This is a genomic window from Pseudomonas sp. UF-293 (genome assembly GCF_058245595.1).
The window spans coordinates 1-20,977 of the sequence record NZ_JBSICA010000048.1; the positions used below are offsets into that span (position 1 = coordinate 1).

Annotated in this window: 21 protein-coding genes; 8 read left to right on the forward strand and 13 right to left on the reverse strand. The window is 59.9% G+C overall.

Translation table 11 applies throughout. The features are described 5' to 3' along the window. The first annotated feature begins 167 nt into the window (after positions 1-167). A complete protein-coding gene (locus AC4IHP_RS26925) occupies positions 168-1,319 on the forward strand; it encodes an MFS transporter (protein WP_130909827.1) in 1,152 nt (383 codons plus the stop codon). Between the two features lie 90 nt (positions 1,320-1,409). On the opposite strand, the gene AC4IHP_RS26930 is transcribed toward AC4IHP_RS26925, so the two are convergent. The 4 genes from AC4IHP_RS26930 to AC4IHP_RS26945 all read right to left on the reverse strand — a co-directional run bounded on the left by AC4IHP_RS26930 (position 1,410) and on the right by AC4IHP_RS26945 (position 6,640). After that, a complete protein-coding gene (locus AC4IHP_RS26930) occupies positions 1,410-3,836 on the reverse strand; it encodes a TonB-dependent siderophore receptor (RefSeq protein WP_490833187.1) in 2,427 nt (808 codons plus the stop codon). Positions 3,837-3,934: 98 nt separating this feature from the next. Further along, complete coding sequence (locus AC4IHP_RS26935) at positions 3,935-4,918, reverse strand: FecR family protein (RefSeq protein ID WP_490833188.1); 984 nt, start codon at positions 4,916-4,918, stop codon at positions 3,935-3,937. Positions 4,919-4,958: 40 nt separating this feature from the next. Then, positions 4,959-5,450 (reverse strand): sigma-70 family RNA polymerase sigma factor, encoded by a 492-nt coding sequence (locus AC4IHP_RS26940; protein ID WP_490833189.1) that lies wholly within the window; start codon positions 5,448-5,450, stop codon positions 4,959-4,961. Positions 5,451-5,512: 62 nt separating this feature from the next. Further along, positions 5,513-6,640 (reverse strand): MFS transporter, encoded by a 1,128-nt coding sequence (locus tag AC4IHP_RS26945; RefSeq protein ID WP_490833190.1) that lies wholly within the window; start codon positions 6,638-6,640, stop codon positions 5,513-5,515. Between the two features lie 96 nt (positions 6,641-6,736). Here AC4IHP_RS26945 and AC4IHP_RS26950 point away from each other — a divergent pair, with 96 nt between their 5' ends. The 3 genes from AC4IHP_RS26950 to AC4IHP_RS26960 all read left to right on the forward strand — a co-directional run bounded on the left by AC4IHP_RS26950 (position 6,737) and on the right by AC4IHP_RS26960 (position 10,296). Next, complete coding sequence (locus AC4IHP_RS26950) at positions 6,737-7,501, forward strand: AraC family transcriptional regulator (RefSeq protein ID WP_129999642.1); 765 nt, start codon at positions 6,737-6,739, stop codon at positions 7,499-7,501. 96 nt (positions 7,502-7,597) lie between these two features. After that, complete coding sequence (locus AC4IHP_RS26955; RefSeq protein ID WP_490833191.1) at positions 7,598-8,707, forward strand: HlyD family secretion protein; 1,110 nt, start codon at positions 7,598-7,600, stop codon at positions 8,705-8,707. Next, positions 8,704-10,296, forward strand: a complete 1,593-nt coding sequence (locus tag AC4IHP_RS26960) for a DHA2 family efflux MFS transporter permease subunit (protein WP_129999644.1) — start codon at positions 8,704-8,706, stop codon at positions 10,294-10,296. The genes AC4IHP_RS26955 and AC4IHP_RS26960 overlap by 4 nt, the downstream gene beginning before the upstream one ends. Positions 10,297-10,413: 117 nt before the next feature. On the opposite strand, the gene AC4IHP_RS26965 is transcribed toward AC4IHP_RS26960, so the two are convergent. Then, a complete protein-coding gene (locus tag AC4IHP_RS26965) occupies positions 10,414-10,854 on the reverse strand; it encodes a carboxymuconolactone decarboxylase family protein (RefSeq protein WP_150634860.1) in 441 nt (146 codons plus the stop codon). 189 nt (positions 10,855-11,043) lie between these two features. Here AC4IHP_RS26965 and AC4IHP_RS26970 point away from each other — a divergent pair, with 189 nt between their 5' ends. Beyond that, a complete protein-coding gene (locus AC4IHP_RS26970) occupies positions 11,044-11,373 on the forward strand; it encodes a hypothetical protein (protein ID WP_460120302.1) in 330 nt (109 codons plus the stop codon). Between the two features lie 288 nt (positions 11,374-11,661). Here the strand turns inward: AC4IHP_RS26970 and AC4IHP_RS26975 are convergent, their stop codons facing one another. From AC4IHP_RS26975 to AC4IHP_RS26985, 3 genes are all read right to left on the reverse strand, one after another. Next, positions 11,662-13,230, reverse strand: a complete 1,569-nt coding sequence (locus tag AC4IHP_RS26975; protein ID WP_490833192.1) for a sensor domain-containing diguanylate cyclase — start codon at positions 13,228-13,230, stop codon at positions 11,662-11,664. Between the two features lie 174 nt (positions 13,231-13,404). Beyond that, positions 13,405-14,178: an aldolase gene (locus AC4IHP_RS26980; RefSeq protein WP_490833193.1), complete on the reverse strand. Its 774-nt coding sequence runs from the start codon at positions 14,176-14,178 to the stop codon at positions 13,405-13,407. An 11-nt stretch (positions 14,179-14,189) separates the two neighbouring features. Beyond that, the gene (locus AC4IHP_RS26985; protein WP_460120308.1) at positions 14,190-14,897 is read right to left on the reverse strand and encodes a haloacid dehalogenase type II; all 708 of its coding nucleotides are present in this window, start codon (positions 14,895-14,897) and stop codon (positions 14,190-14,192) included. Positions 14,898-15,006: 109 nt separating this feature from the next. Here AC4IHP_RS26985 and AC4IHP_RS26990 point away from each other — a divergent pair, with 109 nt between their 5' ends. Beyond that, positions 15,007-15,864, forward strand: coding sequence for a LysR family transcriptional regulator (locus AC4IHP_RS26990; RefSeq protein ID WP_490833194.1), 858 nt, complete (start codon positions 15,007-15,009; stop codon positions 15,862-15,864). A gap of 15 nt (positions 15,865-15,879) precedes the next feature. On the opposite strand, the gene AC4IHP_RS26995 is transcribed toward AC4IHP_RS26990, so the two are convergent. The 4 genes from AC4IHP_RS26995 to AC4IHP_RS27010 all read right to left on the reverse strand — a co-directional run bounded on the left by AC4IHP_RS26995 (position 15,880) and on the right by AC4IHP_RS27010 (position 18,443). Continuing rightward, positions 15,880-16,404 carry a hypothetical protein gene (locus tag AC4IHP_RS26995; RefSeq protein ID WP_460120312.1) on the reverse strand — a complete coding sequence of 175 codons (525 nt, stop codon included), beginning with the start codon at positions 16,402-16,404 and terminating at the stop codon, positions 15,880-15,882. Then, positions 16,405-16,827 carry a hypothetical protein gene (locus AC4IHP_RS27000; RefSeq protein WP_490833195.1) on the reverse strand — a complete coding sequence of 141 codons (423 nt, stop codon included), beginning with the start codon at positions 16,825-16,827 and terminating at the stop codon, positions 16,405-16,407. 311 nt (positions 16,828-17,138) lie between these two features. Then, positions 17,139-17,666, reverse strand: coding sequence for a PAAR domain-containing protein (locus AC4IHP_RS27005; protein WP_460125414.1), 528 nt, complete (start codon positions 17,664-17,666; stop codon positions 17,139-17,141). A gap of 108 nt (positions 17,667-17,774) precedes the next feature. After that, on the reverse strand, positions 17,775-18,443 hold the full coding sequence (locus AC4IHP_RS27010) for a ribonuclease T2 family protein (RefSeq protein ID WP_490833196.1): 669 nt from the start codon (positions 18,441-18,443) through the stop codon (positions 17,775-17,777). Between the two features lie 164 nt (positions 18,444-18,607). Between AC4IHP_RS27010 and AC4IHP_RS27015 the strand changes: the two genes are divergently transcribed. Both AC4IHP_RS27015 and AC4IHP_RS27020 read left to right on the forward strand, forming a co-directional pair. Beyond that, positions 18,608-19,078 (forward strand): hypothetical protein, encoded by a 471-nt coding sequence (locus AC4IHP_RS27015; protein WP_490833197.1) that lies wholly within the window; start codon positions 18,608-18,610, stop codon positions 19,076-19,078. A gap of 100 nt (positions 19,079-19,178) precedes the next feature. Beyond that, the gene (locus AC4IHP_RS27020; protein WP_490833198.1) at positions 19,179-19,967 is read left to right on the forward strand and encodes a transporter substrate-binding domain-containing protein; all 789 of its coding nucleotides are present in this window, start codon (positions 19,179-19,181) and stop codon (positions 19,965-19,967) included. Positions 19,968-20,103: 136 nt separating this feature from the next. Here AC4IHP_RS27020 and lepB read toward each other — a convergent pair whose 3' ends face one another. Beyond that, positions 20,104-20,898: a signal peptidase I gene (gene lepB, locus AC4IHP_RS27025; protein ID WP_490833199.1), complete on the reverse strand. Its 795-nt coding sequence runs from the start codon at positions 20,896-20,898 to the stop codon at positions 20,104-20,106. Positions 20,899-20,977 lie beyond the last annotated feature (79 nt).

Consider the following 20,977-nt stretch of genomic DNA (forward strand, 5'->3'; position numbering starts at 1 on the left):
AAGGCGGTGTGCCAGTCAAAAATTCCTGGCCTGACATACCGCCTTCGCGAGCAAGCCCGCTCCCACAGGGTAGGATGTCCACCGTTATGCCCCGAAAGGCCTGAGATCGAACCTCAACGCCGTGAGAATGTCACTCGGGATGCAGTTGTTTTTTGCCAAGGATCGATATGACCAGCCTCAACCCCCAAGACACGTTCGTCCCCGGACGTCTGCAACAGATGTCCACGCGCATCGCTTTTTTCATCGCCGGCCTTGGTATTGCCGCGTGGGCACCGCTGGTGCCGTATGCCAAGGCGCGGGCCGGGCTGGATGAGGGCACGCTGGGATTATTACTGTTGTGCCTGGGCGTGGGCTCGATTCTGGCGATGCCGCTGGCGGGGATTCTTGCCACGCGCTTCGGCTGCCGACGCGTGGCCACCGGCGGCACGTTGCTGATCTGCGCGGCGCTGCCGTTGCTGGCGACGGTGTCGTCGATCCCGGCGCTGATCGCCACGTTGTTCATGTTCGGCGCCGGCCTCGGCACGGTGGATTCGACGGTGAACCTGCAAGCAGTGATCGTCGAGCGCGCCAGCGGCAAGCACATGATGTCGGGCTTCCATGGCTTGTTCAGTCTTGGCGGAATCGTCGGCGCGGCGGGCGTCAGCGCCCTGCTCGGCCTCGGCCTGACACCGCTGGCGGCGATGCTGGTCGTCGTCGTGTTGTTGATCGGCGCCCTGCTCAAGTGCGTGCCGCACATGTTGCCCTACGGCAGTGAAAGCTCCGGCCCGGCGTTCGCCATTCCCCACGGCATCGTGCTGTTCATCGGCGGCATGTGCTTCATCGTTTTTCTCACCGAAGGCGCCGCGCTGGACTGGAGTGCTGTGTTCCTCGCTCAGGAACGCGGGATCGACACGGCGTACGCAGGCCTGGGCTACGCAGCGTTTGCCCTGACCATGACGGTTGGACGCCTGCTTGGTGACCGCATCGTGCGCAAGCTGGGCGCGACGCGGATCATTCTGTTCGGCGGGCTGTTGGCGGCGGCGGGATTGTTTCTCGCCACCTTCGCACCGAGCTGGCAAGCGGCGCTGGTGGGTTATGCGCTGGTCGGCGCCGGTTGCTCGAACATCGTGCCGGTGCTGTACACGGCGGTGGGCAAACAGACGGTGATGCCGGAAAGCATCGCGGTACCGGCGATTACCACGCTCGGTTATGCCGGGATTCTCGCCGGGCCGGCAGTAATCGGTTTTGTCGCGCATGCCAGCAGTCTGAGTTTTGCCTTTGGATTGATGGCAGTGTTGCTGGTGGCTGTGGCGATTGGCGGCAAAGTCCTCAAGGTCTAAAGCAAAAGATCGCAGCCTTCGGCAGCTCCTACATGGATTTGCGTTCCCCTGTAGGAGCTGCCGAAGGCTGCGATCTTTTGATCTTGTGCTTTAAAAACCGACGCTGGCCTGCACGAAGAACGTGCGCGGCGCGCCGACATACATCCCCGAGTTGTTGTCGCTGGAACGGGTGAAGTACTGCTTGTCGAAGACGTTTTTCACCCCGGCACCGAGCTTCAGGTTCGACACCTGCGCGCCGAAGTCATAACCGCCGCGCACGTTCCAGGTCACATAACCCGGGATGTCGCCGTACTGCCCGTCCGCCGTGCCTTCGGTAATGTAGTTGCCGTTGAAACTGCCATCCGCATTCACACCGGTGCCCGGCGAACGCTGCTTCGATTGGGCGAAGCCGTCGATGTTCCAGGTCCAGCGGTTGATGTCGTAACGCAATCCGACCGTGGCCACCTGGCGCGAATAGAACGGCAGATCGCGGCCCTTGAAGCCGGGGATCTCGCCTTCATAAGTGGCGCGAGTGTAGGTTAGGCCGGCGTTGGCGGTCAGACCATCGAGGCGCGGGTCGAGTGCGGCCATGTCGTAGTGCACCGAGGCTTCGATGCCCTGGTGTTTGGTCGCTCCGAGGTTGGTCCAGCCGACGTCGTTGCTGATGTATTGCAGTTCGTCATCGAAATCGATGTAGAACAGCGTCACCTCGCCGCCCCACACTTCATCGTTGTAGCGCGTGCCGATCTCGTAGGTCTTGGCCTTTTCCGGCTCCAGACCGTTGGCGGTGCTGTCACCCGAACCGCCCTGGCCGAGCTGGAAATACTGCAGGCTGCCGAACGAGGTTTCGTAGTTGGCGAACAGCTTCCAGGCATCGGACAGGTGATACATCACGCTCAGCGCCGGCAGCGGTTCGTTGCTTTCGATGCTGCGGTTTTTCTCCGGTACCGGGCGGCCAGCGGTGTCGAGCACGGCGCGGTCGTGCCAATCGGTGCTGATGTGTTCGAAGCGAATGCCCGGGGTGATGGTCCAGTTGCCGACGTCGATCTTGTTGTCGACATACACCGAGTTGGCCTCGGTGCCACCGGTGCGATCCTGGAATACGTGGCCGTCGGAGGTCGGCGTGACCACCGGCTGATTGTTGACCAGCGCCAGACGACTCGACTCTTCGTGCATCGCCTCTTTCAGATAGCGATAACCGACGCTGACTTCCTGGGTGGTCGGGCCGACATCGAACACCCGCGACACGCGCGGCTCGATGCCGAGGGTGTAGTAGGAACGCGGGTACGAGCTGAGGGTGCGCTGATCGCGCGCGGCGATAGTACTGCCACGAAAGCTGTCGGTGTAATAGGTGAGGATTTCCGCCTGAGTGCGCTCATCGATCTGGCGGGCCCACTTGAACGACACGTCCTTGCGTCGGCCTGTGAACTGGTCGTAGTCACGCACTGATTCGTAGGGCTTGTCGTCGTACTGACGCTGGGTCAGACCGCCGGGCATGTCGGCGCTGGCGTCGTAGTAGTGGAAGTTGAGACTGAAATCGTCCTGATCGGTCGGCGCCCAATGCGTCTTGAGCAGCACGTCGTCGATATCGTTGCCGTTGTTGCGCTCGCGATAGCCATGACCGTTGACGCCGGAGTACAGCAGCGCGACGCCCATGCCGTTGTCGGCGGTGCCACCGAGGAGCGCGGTGTCGATGTGTTTCCAGCCGCCGTACCGAGTCGTTTCCAGGGTGGTGCCGATTTCGCCTGTGGCTTTCTCCGGGATCGCGCGGGTCACAAAGTTGATCACGCCGCCGACGTTCTGCGGCCCGTAGCGCACGGAGCCGGCGCCGCGCACGACGTCGATGCTGTCGAGGTTGCCCGAGGAAATCGGCGCCATCGACAACTGCGGCTGGCCGTACGGGGCGAACGCCGCTGGTACGCCATCGATCAAAACAGTCGAGCGTGGCGACAGGCGCGAAGTCAGACCGCGTACGCCGACGTTGAGGGAAATATCACTGCCGCCGGTGCCATTGGAGTCCTGCACCTGCACGCCGGGCACGCGCTTGAGCACATCACTGACGTTCATCGCACCCTGCTCGACCATTGCTTCGCGGCGAATCACCGTGCGCGCGCCGGGGTGGTTCTGCACCACCGCCGCGTCGGCGTCACCGAGCCAGTCGCCGACCACTTTGATGTCGGTCACGCCGAGCTCCAGCGGGCCGTTGCTGGCTGCGGAGGTGGCTGCTGGGGCGAGCGTCACCGAGCCTTCGTTGATCTGGTAATCGAGACCGCTGCCCTGCAACAGCTGCCGCAAAGCCTGCTCTGGCGAAAGGTCACCGTTGACCGCTGGGGCCTGTTTGCCGGCCACCAGCTCAGGGCTGAAAAACACCTGCAGCGAGGTTTGCTGGCCCAGTTCGCTCAAGGCCTGCCCCAGCGGCTGCGCGCGAATATGGATAGCGTCAGCGGCAAACGCCAACGGCATCGCTGCGCTGACGGCCAGCGCGAGCGCCAATGGCAACCAAGGGGATTTTTTATTGTGGGTTGTGGTGATGTTCACGTCGTACGGAGTCCTGTGGATCGCAAGAAGGTGCGGCTGTTAATGCAAACCAGTTGCAGTTGAACAGGAAGACGATGAACTGGAAAAAAACCTGAATGCTATCTGGAAATTATTTCCTGACTGCCATCAGCGAGAGTCCGCACGGCCACCGGCAGAATGGTCGGCAGGGCTTTGAGCAAGGCGTCGGTATCGTCGGATTTGAACACGCTGGTCAGGCGCAGGCTGGCCACGTTCGGCTGGGATACGGTCAGCGGTTTGTCGCGATAGCGCGATACTTCGGCCGCGACTTCGCTGAGGCTGGCGTTGTTGAACACCAGTTTGCCGTTGCGCCATGCGGTCAACTGCGCCGGACTGACCGCGTAGGCCGGCCGGACTTGGCCTTGCGCATCGACCGACGTGCCGAGGCCTGCGGTGAGGTTGATGAATTGGTTGTCCGGGGCAGCACTTCCCTGCACTTTAACCGTGCCCTGCTCCACCGCCACGAGGGTTTGCGTGGCATCGCGGCGCACGTCGAAACGCGTACCGGTGACTGTGACCTTGCCGCTGCCGGCTTCGACAATAAACGGACGCGAGGCGTCATGTTCGACGCTGAACAGCGCCTCGCCCGCGCTCAATTCGATAACCCGTCGATCCTGTTCATAACGGACCTGCAAGCGGCTGCGGCTGTTCAGATCGATCACCGAACCGTCCGGCAACGCCACATGCTTGCGCTCGCCCAACGCCGTGACGAATTCGGCGCGGTAAGCGCCCGGTTGATTCAAACCACTGAACAGGCCAAGCCCCAGCGCCACGGCCAGAACACTCGCGGCCATGGCATAACGCAGCAACGGCCGGCGTTCGCGACGAGGTGGCGGAGTTTCAACCAGCGCTTGAAGACGTGAGGTCGGCAGCAAATCAGCCGCCGCCCACAAGCCCTGCAGCAACTGGAATTCTTCGCGGTGTTGCGGATGCTCGTTCAGCCAGGCGTCGAAGCGCTGCTGGTGCTCGACGCTGAGATTCGGCTCCTGCAAACGCACGAACCACGCCGCCGCCTCGTCACGCACCGCCGCTTGTCCACAGGTGCAATCACCCGTCTCCATCATGGAATGTCCTGTCCGGCTGAGAATGAAAAGGTGCGAGCGCTCATGATTGCAACCCATCCAGCCGCTCACGCAGATGCCGCAGGGTGCGGATCATATACTTTTCGACCATGTTCTTGGACAGCCCCAGGCGTACGGCAATTTCCGCCTGCGTCAGGCCTTCGATCTTCTGCCAGACAAAGATCTTGCGGCAGTTGAGCGGCAACTCGGTGAGCGCGCGTTCGATGGAATCGGCCAACTGGATCGCGTGCATGTAATGCTCCGGATCGCCCGCGGACGACGCACTGTCGTCAGCCGCCTCCGACTCCATGACGCCCCGCCGGTCCTCCCGCCGATACCCATCAACCGCGATATTACGCGCCGTCTGATGCAGATAAGCGCGCGGCTGCTGCACCGCTGCCGAATCCGCCTCGAGCACCCGCACAAAGGTGTCGTGCGCCAGATCCTCGGCCTGCGCGCGATTGCGCAGGCGACGAGTCCAGGTGCCGATCAACTCTTCGTAATACTCGAAAAAGCCGGATCTGCGGGAGCGCATGGGATGGGTGGCGTGGTGAGAAAGGGGCGTGAATAGTAATGCTTCGTATTAACCCGGGCAATTCATTCCTTGGATACAAATGTTGTCAGCAACAACGCCACGCCGTTGCATACGATCAGCGTCGCTCCCAAAGCCTGAAACCAACCAGCGAGTATCAGCCCCGCGCCTACCAGCAAGTAGTACATCAAACCCAACAGCGCACCGGCAGTACCCAGCCGATCGGCATACTCCACCAGCGCCAGGCCGAGAATATTGGGGATGGCCATACCGAATGCCAGCACGATCAACAGCATCGGCAACACGAACGCGGCGCTGTCCTGCAATAACCAGACGCCAATGCCACCGGCCAGGCCGCAGAACGCTGCGAGCCGGATCAATTGCATCGCCGCATACCCGGCCTGCAACAAACGCTTGTTGAACCACGCACCAAGCCCCGAACCCAACGCAAGCAACACGCCGCTGTAGCCGAACCAGCTTTCGCTCAAACCCAAGCGCTGGAACATGAACGGTGCGAGGCTGTAGTAACTGAACAGCGCAACGTTGAAGCAAGCGATCCAAAGCGCCGAGCGCCAGATTCCGAGGTCACTCAGCATGCGCCAAAGGGTGTCGGGAAGACTGACATCAGGCGTCTGTTGCGGGCGTGATTCCAACAGACCGTACCAACTCCACAGCCATAAACATGCAGCAAGCAGCACCAGCGCGCCCAGCACACCGCGATAACCGAACACCTGCACCAGGCTCGCGCCGCTGAACAGTCCAATCGCCGGACTCGCCGCCAGCGCGATGCCGACCACGGAAAATACCTGGGCCAATTCAGCGCCCTTGAAGCGATCACGCAATACGGTTTGCGTTACCACCGAAGCCACCGCCGCGCCGAACGCCGCCACGCCCTGCACCAACAGCAAACCGTTGAAACTGCTGACTCGCAGGCCGACCAGCAGCGCAACTGCATACAGCGCCATCCCCACCAGCATCACCGGTCGCCGCCCGAAGCGATCACACGCGCGGCCCCACACCACTACACCAAAGGCAAACGCCAGGAAATACACCGACAAGGTCTGCGCTGCCGTTTGCGGACCAACAGCGAAGGCTCGACCGATATCACTCAGCGCCGGGCTGTATAGCGTTTGCGCGATCTGCGCAAACATCAGCAGGGCAATAGCCAGCGCAAGCAAACTCCGCTTGTTCATTCCAATGACTCCTCTACGAAAGCAGAGAAGTTTAAAAACCGGTGCTTGGCGTATTATCCGGATCCCGCCAACTTATCGCTGAAATCGGACAATTCCATGGCTTGGCTCGATGCCCATTCGACGTTTGATGCAGACAGTTTTGCCGCTCCGGTGATCGGTCTTGCATCGACCATGGCTGACCACGATTCAGGCATGCACTGTCATCAGCGCGGGCAATTGCTCTACACGCGCCAAGGCTGCATCCGGATTGATCTGGCGCAGCAGTTGTGCTTGTTGCCACCCTCGCGGGCAGCATGGATTCCGGCCGGGGTCAGCCATCGTGCGGTGATGCAGCGGAGTGTCGACTATCGCTCGATCTACCTGGTCGGTGATTTATGTCACGGGTTGCCGCAGCAGGTTTGCGTCATCGAAGTCAGCCCCTTGCTGCGCGCGTTGCTCGAGCCCATGGCGACGGCGGCTTTCGACACTGACTGGCAAACAGGCAGATTCGCCCATCTGCTCGGGCTGTGTCTGAGTGAAATCAATGACGCAGTGCAGCAACCGATGCTGTTGCCATTGCCTCGGGACAAACGGCTGACGTCATTGCTGGCCGTACCCGATCGGCTGCCGCCAACGCTGCACGTGCTTGAACAACAGATCGGCGCCAGCAGCCGCACCATCGGCCGCATCTTCCAGCGCGAAACCGGCATGAGTTATCAGCAATGGCGCCAACAGTGGCGGCTGATGCGCGCCATTGAACTGCTCGCTACCGAGAGAAGCCTGAGTTACTGCGCCTTTGCGCTGGGGTTTGCCAGCGACAGCGCGTTCATCGCCTTCTTCAAATCCATCACCGGCAGCACGCCGGGCCAATGGCTCAAATAAGCAACTGACGATTGGCCGCAGAAATGATTTGCCACTAAATATTACTCGCGTCATATTACAGCCGTAATAACGAGTCACTTCCTCAGGTACGACGCCATGACCAGCATGCCTTCCCCCGATCCTGTTCCGGTCAAGACCAGGCCTGCCCTGTTCAAACGCCTATTGATCTGCGGCAGCGTTTTGCTTGCGCTGATTCTGGGAGGCATTTACGCCGTGCACTGGTGGGGCAGCGGGCGCTTTCTCGAAGAGACCGACGATGCCTACATCGGTGGCAACGTCACGGTGATCGGGCCGAAGGTCGCCGGTTATATCGACGAGGTGCTGGTCGGCGACAACCAGTCGGTGAAAGCCGGCGATGTGTTGATCCGCCTCGATGCCCGCGACTATCGCGCCAATCTGGCCAAGGCTGAAGGCGCCGTGGCTGGTGAAGAAGCGCTGCTGGCCAACCTTGACGCCACCGAACAATTGCAGCACGCCGTGATCGGTCAGGCCCACGCAGGAATCGATGCGGCGAGCGCGGAGACGGCGCGCTCACGGGACGACAACACGCGCTACAAGCGGCTGGTGAGCAGCAACGCGGTGTCGGTGGAAAGTGCGCAGCGCGCCGACGCCACTTTCAAGACCGCACAAGCCCTCAGCGCCCGCGCCCAGGCCGAACTGCTCGCCGCACAACGGCAATTGGCAGTGATCGAAACCCGCAAACAACAGGCTCGCGCCGCTCTCCAACAAGCCCGCGCCGAACGCGATCTGGCCCAGTTGAACCTCGGTTACACGGAACTGCGCGCCCCCGTCGATGGGGTAATCGGCAATCGCCGCGCCAGGGTTGGCGCCTATGCCCAGGCAGGTTCGCAGCAACTGTCGGTGGTGCCCGCCAGGGGTCTGTGGGTCGATGCCAATTTCAAGGAAGACCAATTGGCGCGAATGAAGCCCGGGCAACGGGTGAGCATCCGCGCCGACGTGCTGCACGGCCAGGAATTCCACGGCCACCTCGACAGCCTCGCTCCCGCCACCGGCTCGCTGTTCAGCGTATTGCCGCCGGAAAATGCCACCGGCAACTTCACTAAAATAGTTCAGCGCGTGCCCGTCAGAATCGTTCTGGATCCCGCCGACAGCGTGCTCGGCCATCTACGCCCGGGCCTGTCTGTCACCGCTGAAGTAGACACCCGCGCCGCGCCTGAAACCACCGCCGTAGCCGTCGCGCCATGAGCAGCAGCGTCGCGGCTCCTGCGCAACCCTTCAACGCGGCGGACATGAGCACGGCGACCAAAGTGTTTGCCTTCGCAACGATGTGCATCGGCATGTTCATCGCCCTGCTGGATATCCAGATTGTCTCGGCGTCGCTGCGCGATATCGGCGGTGGCTTGTCCGCCGGCACCGACGAAACCGCGTGGGTGCAGACCAGTTACCTGATCGCCGAGATCATTGTGATTCCATTGTCGGGATGGCTATCGCGGGTGTTTTCCACGCGCTGGTTGTTCTGTGCCTCGGCGGTCGGTTTCACCCTCGCCAGCCTGCTCTGCGGTCTGGCCTGGAATATCCAGAGCATGATCGCGTTTCGTGCGCTGCAAGGTTTTCTCGGCGGCTCGATGATTCCGCTGGTGTTCACCACGGCGTTCTTTTTCTTCACTGGCAAGCAACGGGTAATTGCCGCCGCGACCATCGGCGCGGTGGCTTCGCTGGCGCCCACGCTGGGGCCGGTGATCGGCGGCTGGATCACTGACATTTCTTCGTGGCACTGGCTGTTCTACATCAATCTGGTGCCGGGCATTTTCGTCGCCGTGGCGGTGCCGATGCTGGTCAAGATCGATCAGCCGGAACTGTCGCTGCTCAAGGGCGCGGACTACCTGAGCATGCTCTTTCTCGCGCTGTTTCTCGGCTGCCTGGAATACACCCTTGAAGAAGGCCCTCGCTGGAACTGGTTCAGTGACCAGACGATTCTCACCACCGCGTGGATCAGCGGACTCGCCGGGTTGGCCTTCATCGGCCGTACGCTGCACGTGGCCAATCCGATCGTCGATCTGCGTGCGTTGAAGGATCGCAATTTCGCCCTCGGCTGCTTCTTTTCCTTCGTCACCGGCATCGGCCTGTTCGCGACGATTTACCTGACGCCGCTGTTTCTCGGACGCGTGCGCGGCTACAGCGCGCTGGACATTGGCATGGCGGTTTTTTCCACCGGCGTGTTCCAGATTCTGGCGATTCCGCTGTATGCCTTTCTCGCCAATCGCATCGATCTGCGCTGGATCATGATGCTCGGCCTCGGCCTGTTTGCCTTGTCGATGTGGGAGTTCAGTCCGATCACCCACGACTGGGGCGCCGGGGAGTTGATGCTGCCGCAAGCGTTGCGCGGGATTGCCCAGCAACTGGCCGTACCGCCAGCGGTGACGTTGACTTTGGGTGGGCTGGCACCGGCGCGACTCAAGCACGCTTCGGGGTTGTTCAATCTGATGCGCAACCTGGGTGGCGCGATTGGCATCGCTGCCTGCGCGACGATTCTCAATGACCGCACCAACCTGCATTTCACCCGGTTGGCCGAGCATCTGAACAGCAGCAATGAAGCGATGAATCAGTGGCTGTCGCAGGTCGGCGGCAACTTCGCCAATCTCGGCCAGAGCGACGATACCGGCGTCACCGCCAGCCTGCGCCAATTGTGGCTGCTGACGTATCGCGAGGCGCAGACGCAGACCTATGGCGATACGTTTCTGATGATCATGGTGTGTTTCATCATCGCCACGGCGATGGTGCCCTTGATGCGCAAGGTGCAGCCACCGGCGGCGCCTGGTCAGCAAGCACACTGAAGATTTACCTGTGGGAGCGAGCCTGCTCGCCAATGCGGGATGTCAGTAACAATGATGGTGACTGTCTCGACGCCTTCGCGAGCAGGCTCGCTCCCACAAGGGATCTGCGTGAATGCCTTAAGCCTGCGGCAATTTGCGGAAGCCCACCGCCAGGCGATTCCAGCCGTTGATGGTGTTGATCGCCACGGTCAGGTCAACCAGTTCCTTGGGCGAAAACTGCGCAGCGACTACTTCATAGTCTTCGTCCGGCGCGTGAGTCAAGCTCAGTTGCGTCAGTGATTCGGTCCACAGCAGTGCGGCACGCTCACGCTCGCTGAAGAACGGCGCTTCCCGCCATGCCGTCACGGCGAACAGGCGACGCGGGGTTTCGCCGCCTTTGATGGCGTCGGCGGTGTGCATGTCGATGCAGAATGCGCAGCCGTTGATCTGTGAAGAGCGCAGCTTGACCAGTTCGAGCAGGCTCTTTTCCAGCGACAGTTTCGAGACGGCATTTTCCAGCGCCATCATCGCTTTCATGGCATCAGGGGAAGCGGTGTAGAAATCGGCACGAGGTTGCATGGTGGGCTCCGGGGTAGCGATTGAATGTGTGGCTACGTTAGTCCCCGGGGGTGGTTCGGCAAATAGCCAATATTGCAGAAGATCGGTAGGCCACTTGGCGCAGCGATTGACCGCTCGTCACTCGACTGGCACCAAGGCTTGGGCGCGCAAGACCAATATCAGGTAATCCCCTTTATCAGGAGACGTACCATGATGACGCGCAAACTCACTTCGTTATTGTTGGCCGGCCTGCTCGCCACGGCATCCGCCGCCAGCTTCGCTGCCAATGACAGCACCGATGCGACGGGCACCAAGTCCGGCGGCGCCAGCAGCTCGACCATGCCGCCAGACAACACCCCGGGCTCGCCATCGGGTGGCAGCGGTTCTGGCGCAACCAATAACGGCACCGGCACTGGTTCGAGTATGGGCACCGGGACGGGCACCAACGGTGGCGCCAGCGGTTCGGGTTCCGGCGCGGGCGGCGGCACCGGTTCGGCCGGCGGCGGCACAGGTGGTGCAGGCGGTGGCACGGGCGGCTGAACGAACAAGAGCCATCCCAGATAGTCTTGAGCCCATCACGGACCGATGTGGGAGCAACTGTCTTGGATGGCTGACGTTGCCTTCCCGGGGACAGCATGACTCCCACAGTTTCTGCAGCGAGCCCACTCCCACAGGATTCCGGTAGCACTCAAGTTCCCGGCCACCTCACAAATCTCATGTGGGAGCGGGCTTGCTCGCGAAGGCGGTCTGTCAGCCAACATCGATGCAAGCTGACACGCCGATTCGCGAGCAAGCCCGCTCCCACTTTCGCTTTATTGATTGAAAGAATCAGCGATCCGACCGCATCAGTTCGGCAAAATCTTCTTCCGGTGCAAACACCGCCGCGCGGTTGCGCCCGGCATTTTTCGCCTGATACAACGCCGCGTCCGCGCGCTGGATAAACACCTGCGGGCTGTCGTTGCCGTGCGGAATAAAGGAATAACAGCCCAGGCTCACGGTGAGATAACCGGTCGGCGAGCCGCTGTGGATGATGTGCTTGTCGATCAAGCTGCGCCGAATCTGCCCGGCAATTGCCAGCGCGCCGTTGATGTCCGTGTCCGGCAACAGCACGGCAAATTCTTCGCCGCCATAACGCACCGCCAGATCCGACTTGCGCTGGCAGCAGGTCTTCACCACTTGCGCCACCTGCGCCAGGCATTGATCGCCGGCGACATGACCATAAGCGTCGTTGTAGCGCTTGAAGAAATCGATATCGAGCATGATCAGGCTGACCGGGCTGACCTGGCGCGCGCCACGGGCAAATTCGATGTCCAGCGAGCGCTCGAACAAGCGCCGATTGGCCAACCCGGTAAGGCTGTCATGGGTGGCGATCTGCTCCAGCGCCAGTTGCGCCTTGCGCAGATTTTTCTCGATACGCTCGCCGTCGCGCACCTGATGAATGAACACCCAGCCGAACAGGCCAACCCCGAGAATCACCAGCGCGACAATCACGCTGGACTGAAAGGCGCGGTCATACCAGCCCTGCAGAATCGTGTCTTGCGAAGTCGCAGCAGAGACCACCAGCGGATACGAGGCGAGCTGTCGATAGCCATACAAGCGGGTCACGCCATCGACCACGGAATTGAGCATCGCCGTGCCCGCATTAGCGTTCGGCAGCAGGGTTTGATAGATCTCGCCGTGGGCCACCGAGGTATTGATCAGCGACTCATCGAAGGGGCGTCGCGCCAGCAAGGTACCGTCGGTCAGCGCCAGAAACATGATGCCGCTGTCATCGAGGCTGAAGCTTTTGAAGAACTGATCGAAGTACGACATGCGAATGCCGGCCATCAGCACGCCCTGAAAATTGCCGAGCTGGTCGTTGACGCGTCTGGAAATCGGAATGATCCACTCGCCGTTTTCGCGGCTGCGAATCGCCGGGCCGATGTGCGCGACCGTCGAAGCATTCTGCTGATGGAACTTGAAATAGTCGCGATCGGCCACGCCATTGCCACGAGGCAGATCGGCGAACGACGTGATGATCCACTGCCCTTCGCGATCGAAGAGAAAGATGCCATGCAACTGATCCAGTTGCTGCGCGCGGCGGGCAAAGATCCGCTGCAACCGAGGTCGCTGCGCCGTCCCGTAACCATCATCCTGAATCCAGTCGACGAGGCTGGTCATCACCAGATCCGCCGCCCGCACGGTGTCCTCGGCCTGCTGCGCCATGGCCCGGGTCAGGTTGCCGGAAGCCATCTTCGCCACCGCCAGGTCCTGACGCCGCGACTGCTCCAATTGCAGGTACAGCAAACCGCACAGGCACAGGCTCACCGCAACGATGAACAGCACCGCCGCTTTGCGTAGCGGCAGGCGCTTGAGCGTGCCGGGGGCTTGATGCGGATCGTGAATGGGGATTGGCAAAAGCATGTCCTGGGCAGGTACGACAGGGGCGCGAGCCCGAAACCCTTGTATGTGTGAGCGTAGCCCACCGGGATGTACCGGGCAAACGCCCGCCTCCCGCCCAGTTATCGGCGCGTCGCGAGTTTGGATGATCGCTTTTCGTCGATTTATTTACGATTGCTTCTTTACGGTTAATCAGTTGTGCAGGGCCAGCCGCCGCATCGCGCTGGTCAGGTGTGCGCGAGCACTTTGCGCATCGCCTGCACGCATTTGTTCATAAGCGCGCTGCGCAATCACATGGGGCAGCGGTTTCAGTTCGCGCTGAGTAGCCATGGCCAGCAACTGCACCTGCGCAGCGCGTTCCAGGTAATACAGATCGTCCCAGGCTTCAGCAATGGTCGGCGCGGCGACAATCACGCCGTGGTTTTTCAGAAAAAGAATGTCGGCGTCGCCCATGACGCTGGCGATGCGATCGCCTTCGGATGCGTCCAGCGCGAGGCCGTTGTAATCCTCGTCCACCGCTGTGCGCCCATAGAACTTCAGCGAGGTCTGCCCCAGCCACAGCAGCGGCGGGCCTTGCAGCAGGCACAACGCGGTGGCGTGCGGCATGTGCGTGTGAAAGGCGACTTTTACCCGTGGCAGTTGTTTGTGCAAACGCGCGTGGATGTAGAACGCGGTCGCTTCGGGCTCGCCATGGCCATCGACCACGTTGCCGGCGAAATCGCAGACCAACAGATTCAGTGCCGTTACCTCCGAAAAAGCGAAGCCGTACGGATTGACCAGAAACAGATCATCATGCCCCGGCAGCATCGCCGAAAAGTGATTGCAGATGCCCTCCTCCAACCCATGCAGGGCTGCCAGTTGAAAGCACGCAGCGAGTTCGTTGCGGGCGGTGATGATCGCCTCGGTTTCCAGGTTCAACGTTGCGGTGGGTCTGGCTTTGCCAGTGCCGCTCAAGAGATGAGCCATGGCAATTCTCCTTAGGTCCAGCCGAGGGATTTGAACAGCGGCAGCACTTGATCGAGGCTGGGCAGGATCGCGTCGGGCCGATAGTCCGGCAACAACTGACGCCCCGTGCCGCGATCGATCCACACGCAACGAAAACCCATGTCCCGCGCCGCCGTGTGATCGAGCATGGGGCTGGCGCAGATGTGCACCACTTCATCCCGCGTCACGCCCAATTGTTCATGAGCGTAGTCGAACAGACGTGGCGCCGGTTTGTAGGCACCGGCCTGTTGCGCGGTGATCACCCGGTCGATATGGCCGACGAGTTGCGCGACGTTGCCGGCAATAATGTCGTCGTCGGTGTTGGAGACGATGCACAGCTTGAAACCCATCGCTTTGAGCTGCGCGAGGGTGTCGACCACTTCGGCAAATGGCGGCATGTTCGGGATGGCCGCCGCCAAGCGTTGACTGTCCTCGGGCTGACCAGGCAAGTCCAATTCTTCCAGCGCCAGTTGCAGGCCGAGTGTGCTCAGTTCGCGAAAGGAACGGTGCGGCGGCGTTTGTTCCAGACGATGCTCGTGACGGTCGTAGACTTCGATCAACTTATCGGCGTCGACTGCGTGCTCGCCCTTGTCGCTGAGTATTTTTTTGACCACGGCTTTCAGTCCCTCATCCCACTGAATCAGCGTGCCGTAGCAATCGAAGGTCAGCCATTGCGGGCGCGGCGTGTTGTTCAAGGTCATTGGTCGATTCCACCAGAGTGATGACTTCAGCTTATGAGCGCGCGGTGATAGTGTGAAATTAAATAAAAACGCTATGGTCATTCGCAAATCCACTATCAGGAACGCCGCCATGCTGGATCTGGAATTGCTGAAAACCTTTGTCTGCGTAGTCGACGAAGGCAGCTTCACCCGCGCAGCCGAGCGTGTGCACCGCACGCAATCGACGGTGAGCCAGCAGGTGCGCAAACTCGAAGATCTGGTCGGCCACCCGCTACTCCTGCGCGACCGCACCGGAGTGAACGTCGCGGTCACCGAACACGGTGAACTGCTGATCCACTATGCGCGCCGGTTACTGGCGCTCTCCGTCGAAGCCACGCAAGCGCTGGCCAGCGACGTCGACCTGGAAGTTCTGCGCATCGGCATGCCGGAAGACTTCGACGCCCGACGCATGGCACTTATCCTCGCCGGCTTCACCCGCAACCATCCGCAAGCGCGCCTGGAAACCATCAGCGGCATGAGCCTCGACCTGCGCCAGCGCCTCGACGCCGGCGATATCGACATCGCCCTGATCAAACGCGAACCCGACAGCGGCCCGGCATGGGCCACCTGGCCGGAGCGGCTGGTTTGGGTCAAAAACCCCGACTTCGACACCTCCAGCGATGTGCTACCGCTGGCGCTGTTTCCGCAGGGCTGCCTGTATCGACAGCGGGCTATTCGCCTGCTCGATGTGGCGCAGCGACCGTGGCGAGTAGCGTTCGGCAGCCACAGCCTGACCGGGATTCAAGCGGCGGTAGCATCTGGGTTAGGGATTTCGGTTTTGCCGGTTTCGGCGGTATTGCCAGAGCATGAGGTGTGTAGGGATCTGCCGGAGTTGGCCCCGACGGAACTGGCGCTGGTCAGCCGCGAGGGAGTGTTGAGCGGGTTGCAGCAGGGGCTGGTGGAGTTTTTGCGTGGGGAATTGGGGGTGGATGCGGGGGGATTTGCCTGAATCCCCCGAGGATCTTTATTCGGGTTTGTTGATTTCGCGGAGCAGGTCGGCGGTGGGGATGTTCATGGTGTTTGAGTAGTAGGGTTTGTAGCCGTAGGCAGTAATGACGACTTTGCAGGGTATGCTTTTTTTGCGGGATAGCAGATCGTTGAGTTCTGGTACCGAAAGATTGTCCTGCGTGCTGCCGTTATCTTGGGTTTGGCTTAAAAAAGCACTTGTTACATAGTTGAATCTGCCCCGTGCTTTGTTCGACGCATCTTCGTCGACTAAACCGTATGCGGAATACCTGAACCGGTTAGTAATCGAAAAATCCTCGTCTTCACCCAGTGCACACTTCAGCATTGTCGAAGCGGCACCTACCCTTTTGCCCCTGTTGAATAAATCCAATAGATCTACGTCAGAGCCATAATAAAAAGCGTAAAGGGAGCTATGTCCCTCCCTTTCTAAGGTATGAAAGTTCAGGTTTGCGGGAGGAACACTGTGATCCTTGGCGCAAGAGGTACAGAAAATGAGCATGAGCCCAACCGACAACTTCTTCATTCAACAGGTTTCCTTGTTGATTGCATCGTACATAAGGTCACTCACTGACCGTCCTTGGGCGATGGGCGACAAGAACATCGCTGAAGCATTAGCGTGGTTCGTATTCATATTCACATTGATATCTGGCCCGCTATTGATCTGCCATTTTTCTCCGAAATCAGCTACTGAGTCGGATTGATCAGGCCTCGATGGCACAGCCTTTATGTTGATCCAGTAATTAGCTACCGGCGTTGGCTTGTCTCCATAAATGTCGGACCCTAGCCAGACCAGCGTGCCTTCCCCCACTGGGTCGAGCGTTACCAGCATCTTGATTTCGTAGCCCCACCCGGACATGACACTGGACAGATGCGCACCATTCCAGCCGCCCAGACTGTGACCGACGATGAAGATGGGGCAGGATTTATAGGGAATCAAACTAAGCACATTTTTCTGAATGTCCTTCTTCCCCCCGCACTTCGTTATAACCAAGCCACTTGGACTTATACTTTCCGGCCTTCTCCAACGCGTCATTTCGCTTATCGAAAACGGTTTTAGCATCGCTGACGTTTTCGAATGGCCCTGAAAAGTAATAACTCTCCTTATCCCCAGCCCCTCCAATAAAAAGCACGATCGCCTTGGTACTTTCCACCGGCACAGGCTTGGCGCTGACATCCTACTTGTCGGTCAGCGTATGCTCCTTGTGCAGCTTGTAAGTGTTGCCCTTCGCGCACGTTACCGTCTCAGCCGTCATTGCCTCACTCCTCCAGAAACAGCTTGATGGTTTCAGGCAGGTGCGAACTGACTTCATGGGTAAATCCGTCGGCATCAGACACGCCATGCTCCATGCGCCCGTCGGCGCGCTGGATCATGTAGGGATGGTTGGGCATCGGTTCACCGGTCACATCGTTGACCAGTTTCAGCTTGTCGGTGAAGTGCACCGGCATCGGCAGCAGACCACTGAAAGGCGCCGCGACTACGGTGTCGCCAATGATCACCGTGCCTGAACCGCCGATGACGACATTGCCGTGGCCACCGGTGCTGTCCAGCGTCGCCGCGTTCAAGCCATTGATGAACACGGTGCCAGATACAGCGCCGCTGATCGCACTGCCGCAAGCGGACTTGTCGGTCATGCGCGCAGCCGCCAGTCCATCAAAATTGACATTCGGCGAGCCGTTGACGATCGGGTTGGTGCCGTGTCCCGGCAACGGGCAGGCGGTGGGGTCGGTGACGCGGGCAGCGGGTTTTCCGCTCATGAACAGCTCCTTGCGATGTGTCGTACAGATCCTTTGAGGCGCGCAGCATGCGCGAATTTGCCCTCCCCTTCAAATCCTCAGGCCAAAAAAACAGGCGCTCACGGGAGCGCCTGTTTTTCCTGGCTCATTACGGATGGCTTACCGTACCGGCGGCACCCGAATATCCCCCGCCCGACACTGCGTCTTCACCCCTTTGCCACAGGCGCCGAATTGCAGATCCTTGCCCATGCACACCCGCACTTCCGACAGCTGCGGGCCGCTGCAAACCACTGCAATTCCGTCCTCGGGAATACCCGGATTGGTCTTGCGAAACAGATCGACAATCTCTTGCGCTTCGAAGTAGTACGACGTCGAGCCGAACGGCTGCAATTCCTGCGGAATCTTTACCGCGCCAAGGGCCTGATCGGACTTGTCCAGATAGCCCTCCGCGCCAAGACCGCTGCAGGTGCCGTGCTTGGCCCATTCGTGATCAAGGAGTTTCTTCGTCGGGTACATCGTCAGGCCCTTGCTGGTTTCTGCCGCCGATAGCCTGGTCAGCGGCGGACAGGATTCTGGCCAGCCGCCCTGGGCGTATTGCGGCCACAAACCGTGCAGGACAAAACCAAAACCCTTGCCGGTGCATTGCGCGTCGTCCTTGTGCGTCAGACAAAAAGTCGGCGACCAGGACAGCGCCAGCAGGTAGTAGTCGAAGACCCCCGCCATCGATTCCGCCTGCGCTTTGTTCGATGACGACTGACGCGCCGAACTCACGCCGATGCTACCGGCCGTCAGCGCGATCAGCGCCAGAATTGTAAACAGCTTTTTCATTAACCCTTTCCTTGGGACGCCTGCGTCCGTGGTTTTCGTTGTTGGCCAGACCTGGCCAGTGCTGATTTCGACACGCTTGTATTGCAAGCGCATGACGCAAGGCAAGGCCCTGCGCCGTTCAAACGTCTACGCTGAACAGGCAGACATCCAACAAGGGAACCGACATGAGTAAAGCAGACGAACTCGCCGCCAGACTCAAGCAGACACGGCACACCCAGGCTGATGCGGCGCTGGAAATCGATTGCTGGCCTGCTCAGGTGTACGACTTGTACCACCGTATCGAAACCTGGCTACAGCCAGTCACCGAAGTAGGACTGAAGATTCGGCGAAATCCTACGCACGTTTGCGAAAGTTCGCCCGATGGCGAAAGCCACGACTACGCCATCGACCAGTTGGTGATCGAAGCGAACCATCACAGTTTGATGTTCGATCCGATTGCGCGGTTTACCGAGGACGGTTGTGGACGTGTCGAGATCAAGGTACCGGGGCGCGATCAGTCGTTGCTGCGCACGGTTGACGAGCATGGTGAGAGTCACTGGTGGTTGCAGACCATCGAGACCGGCCAGGAGCTGGATGCGATTGCGCTGACGGAAAACAATCTGCTGCAAGTGGTGCAGCAAGGGCTGGGCCTGTAACGGATCAGCCCTGACACACAACGTCGGACTGGATCAAAGGTGAGAACGTGTTTAACTTCGAACACGTCCTTTCCGTCCACCTCAGAGAAAAGTCCGACAGATGCCAACGATAAAAACCACGATCCTGCTCGGTGCACTGCTTGCGTTACCTTTTGCCGCTCAGGCCGCCGAGCCGCCTACTCACCTCGACAGCATCCAGCAACAAGGCCAGTTGCGCGTCTGCACCACCGGCGACTACAAGCCCTACACCTTCAAGCGCAGCGATGGCGATTTCGAAGGCATCGACATCAGCATGGCCCGCTCACTGGCCGACAGTCTCGGCGTCAAGGTGCAATGGGTGCAGACCACCTGGAAAACCCTGATGCCCGACATGCAGGCCGGCAAATGCGACATTGGCATGGGCGGCATCTCGGTCACGCTCGATCGGCAGAAAAAGGCCTACTTCAGCAACACCCTCGACACCGACGGCAAGATCCCGCTGGTGCGCTGCGCCGACCAGTCCAAATACCAGACCATCGACCAGATCAACCAGCCCAACGTGCGCTTGGTCGAACCGGCCGGCGGCACCAACGAAGCTTTCGTTCACGCCTTCCTGCCCAGAGCGCAACTGGCCCTGCACGACAACGTGACGATCTTCCAGCAACTGCTCGACAACAAGGCCGACGTGATGATCACCGACGCCTCGGAAGCGCTGTATCAGCAGAAACTCAAACCCGGTTTATGCGCGGTGAATCCGCATCAATACATGCAATACGGCGAGAAGGCTTACTTGCTGCCGCGCGACGACATCAGTTGGAAACTGTATGTCGATCAGTGGCTGCATTTGAGCAAGGTCACTGGCAAGTATCAGCAGACGTTGAGCGAGTGGATTGCGGTGCCGGCGCAGTAACTGCTAATCGTCGTGCAGCATGCCGGAGCTGGATTAAGGCTGCTGCCGATGCTTTTGCGGCGCAATTCAGGGCGTGGGCTTTATGGCTTTCCGGCGATGCACAATCGTCGGAGAAGCAAGTCCCTGCAAGAGCCCCTCAGTGTAAAACCGTACCAATCCTTGACCGATTTTCCGACCACCATATCCCTGTGACTATGCCGGTGATGTCATCAACTTTCACCTGCCCCATGAATCGACTGTCATTGCTGCTATCGCGGTTGTCGCCGAGCAGATAGACATGATTCTTTTCGACCAGCGTTGGCGCAGTTTGCATATAGCGAGGGTCCTTCACTCGCTCTCGCGGAGCAAAAAACAGCCCCAGGTTTTCCCCATTGCGAATGACCTCCCCGTCGACTATCGACAAGGTATCGCCCCCCACAGCCGCAACGCGTTTGACCGCCTCGGAACCGTTATAGCGATAGACCACAATGTCTCCGACCTGCGGCGAGCCGATGCGCAGTTTGGTGACGATGTAATCGCCAATAGATAGAGTCGGAACCATCGAACCGGAAGGTATAAAGTAAGTTTTGAATCCCAACGTTGCGGCTCTCAACGGCCCCAGCAATACAAGCGTGATGACGATAAGAATTGCCACATAAAGCACATGGAATCGAATGCCAGGGCTACCCACCGAAGTGTCGTTTCTGCGCGCCAGCATCGCCGCCACAGTCGCAGACCCCAGTTTCACTAGTACGGCGAACACGACCACAGCATATAGCCCTATCGGCGTAGTCGTTAATCCGCACACACCCATCAGAACAACGCCGATATAAAGCAGCGCGGCTATGCGCATCGCCCATTTGACCTGACCGACGTAGACCAGCCCCCAGCCGGCCACCAGACAGGACATGACGAACGCTTGCAGTGGGCGCTTTGGCGAGGTGGCTTCCATGACGGACTGATCCTGAAAAAAAACGGATGCTACTTAATTGCCACTACTCAGTCCAGTTGTCCAACTGACGTCAGTGTCG

Coding starts and splice junctions, on each gene's coding strand:
- AC4IHP_RS26925 (WP_130909827.1), top strand. CDS start 168: ATGACCAGCCTCAACCCCCAAGACACGTTCGTCCCCGGACGTCTGCAA.
- AC4IHP_RS26935 (WP_490833188.1), bottom strand. CDS start 4,918: ATGATGGAGACGGGTGATTGCACCTGTGGACAAGCGGCGGTGCGTGAC.
- AC4IHP_RS26940 (WP_490833189.1), bottom strand. CDS start 5,450: ATGCGCTCCCGCAGATCCGGCTTTTTCGAGTATTACGAAGAGTTGATC.
- AC4IHP_RS26945 (WP_490833190.1), bottom strand. CDS start 6,640: ATGAACAAGCGGAGTTTGCTTGCGCTGGCTATTGCCCTGCTGATGTTT.
- AC4IHP_RS26950 (WP_129999642.1), top strand. CDS start 6,737: ATGGCTTGGCTCGATGCCCATTCGACGTTTGATGCAGACAGTTTTGCC.
- AC4IHP_RS26955 (WP_490833191.1), top strand. CDS start 7,598: ATGACCAGCATGCCTTCCCCCGATCCTGTTCCGGTCAAGACCAGGCCT.
- AC4IHP_RS26960 (WP_129999644.1), top strand. CDS start 8,704: ATGAGCAGCAGCGTCGCGGCTCCTGCGCAACCCTTCAACGCGGCGGAC.
- AC4IHP_RS26965 (WP_150634860.1), bottom strand. CDS start 10,854: ATGCAACCTCGTGCCGATTTCTACACCGCTTCCCCTGATGCCATGAAA.
- AC4IHP_RS26970 (WP_460120302.1), top strand. CDS start 11,044: ATGATGACGCGCAAACTCACTTCGTTATTGTTGGCCGGCCTGCTCGCC.
- AC4IHP_RS26980 (WP_490833193.1), bottom strand. CDS start 14,178: ATGGCTCATCTCTTGAGCGGCACTGGCAAAGCCAGACCCACCGCAACG.
- AC4IHP_RS26985 (WP_460120308.1), bottom strand. CDS start 14,897: ATGACCTTGAACAACACGCCGCGCCCGCAATGGCTGACCTTCGATTGC.
- AC4IHP_RS26990 (WP_490833194.1), top strand. CDS start 15,007: ATGCTGGATCTGGAATTGCTGAAAACCTTTGTCTGCGTAGTCGACGAA.
- AC4IHP_RS26995 (WP_460120312.1), bottom strand. CDS start 16,404: ATGAAGAAGTTGTCGGTTGGGCTCATGCTCATTTTCTGTACCTCTTGC.
- AC4IHP_RS27010 (WP_490833196.1), bottom strand. CDS start 18,443: ATGAAAAAGCTGTTTACAATTCTGGCGCTGATCGCGCTGACGGCCGGT.
- AC4IHP_RS27015 (WP_490833197.1), top strand. CDS start 18,608: ATGAGTAAAGCAGACGAACTCGCCGCCAGACTCAAGCAGACACGGCAC.
- AC4IHP_RS27020 (WP_490833198.1), top strand. CDS start 19,179: ATGCCAACGATAAAAACCACGATCCTGCTCGGTGCACTGCTTGCGTTA.
- lepB (WP_490833199.1), bottom strand. CDS start 20,898: ATGGAAGCCACCTCGCCAAAGCGCCCACTGCAAGCGTTCGTCATGTCC.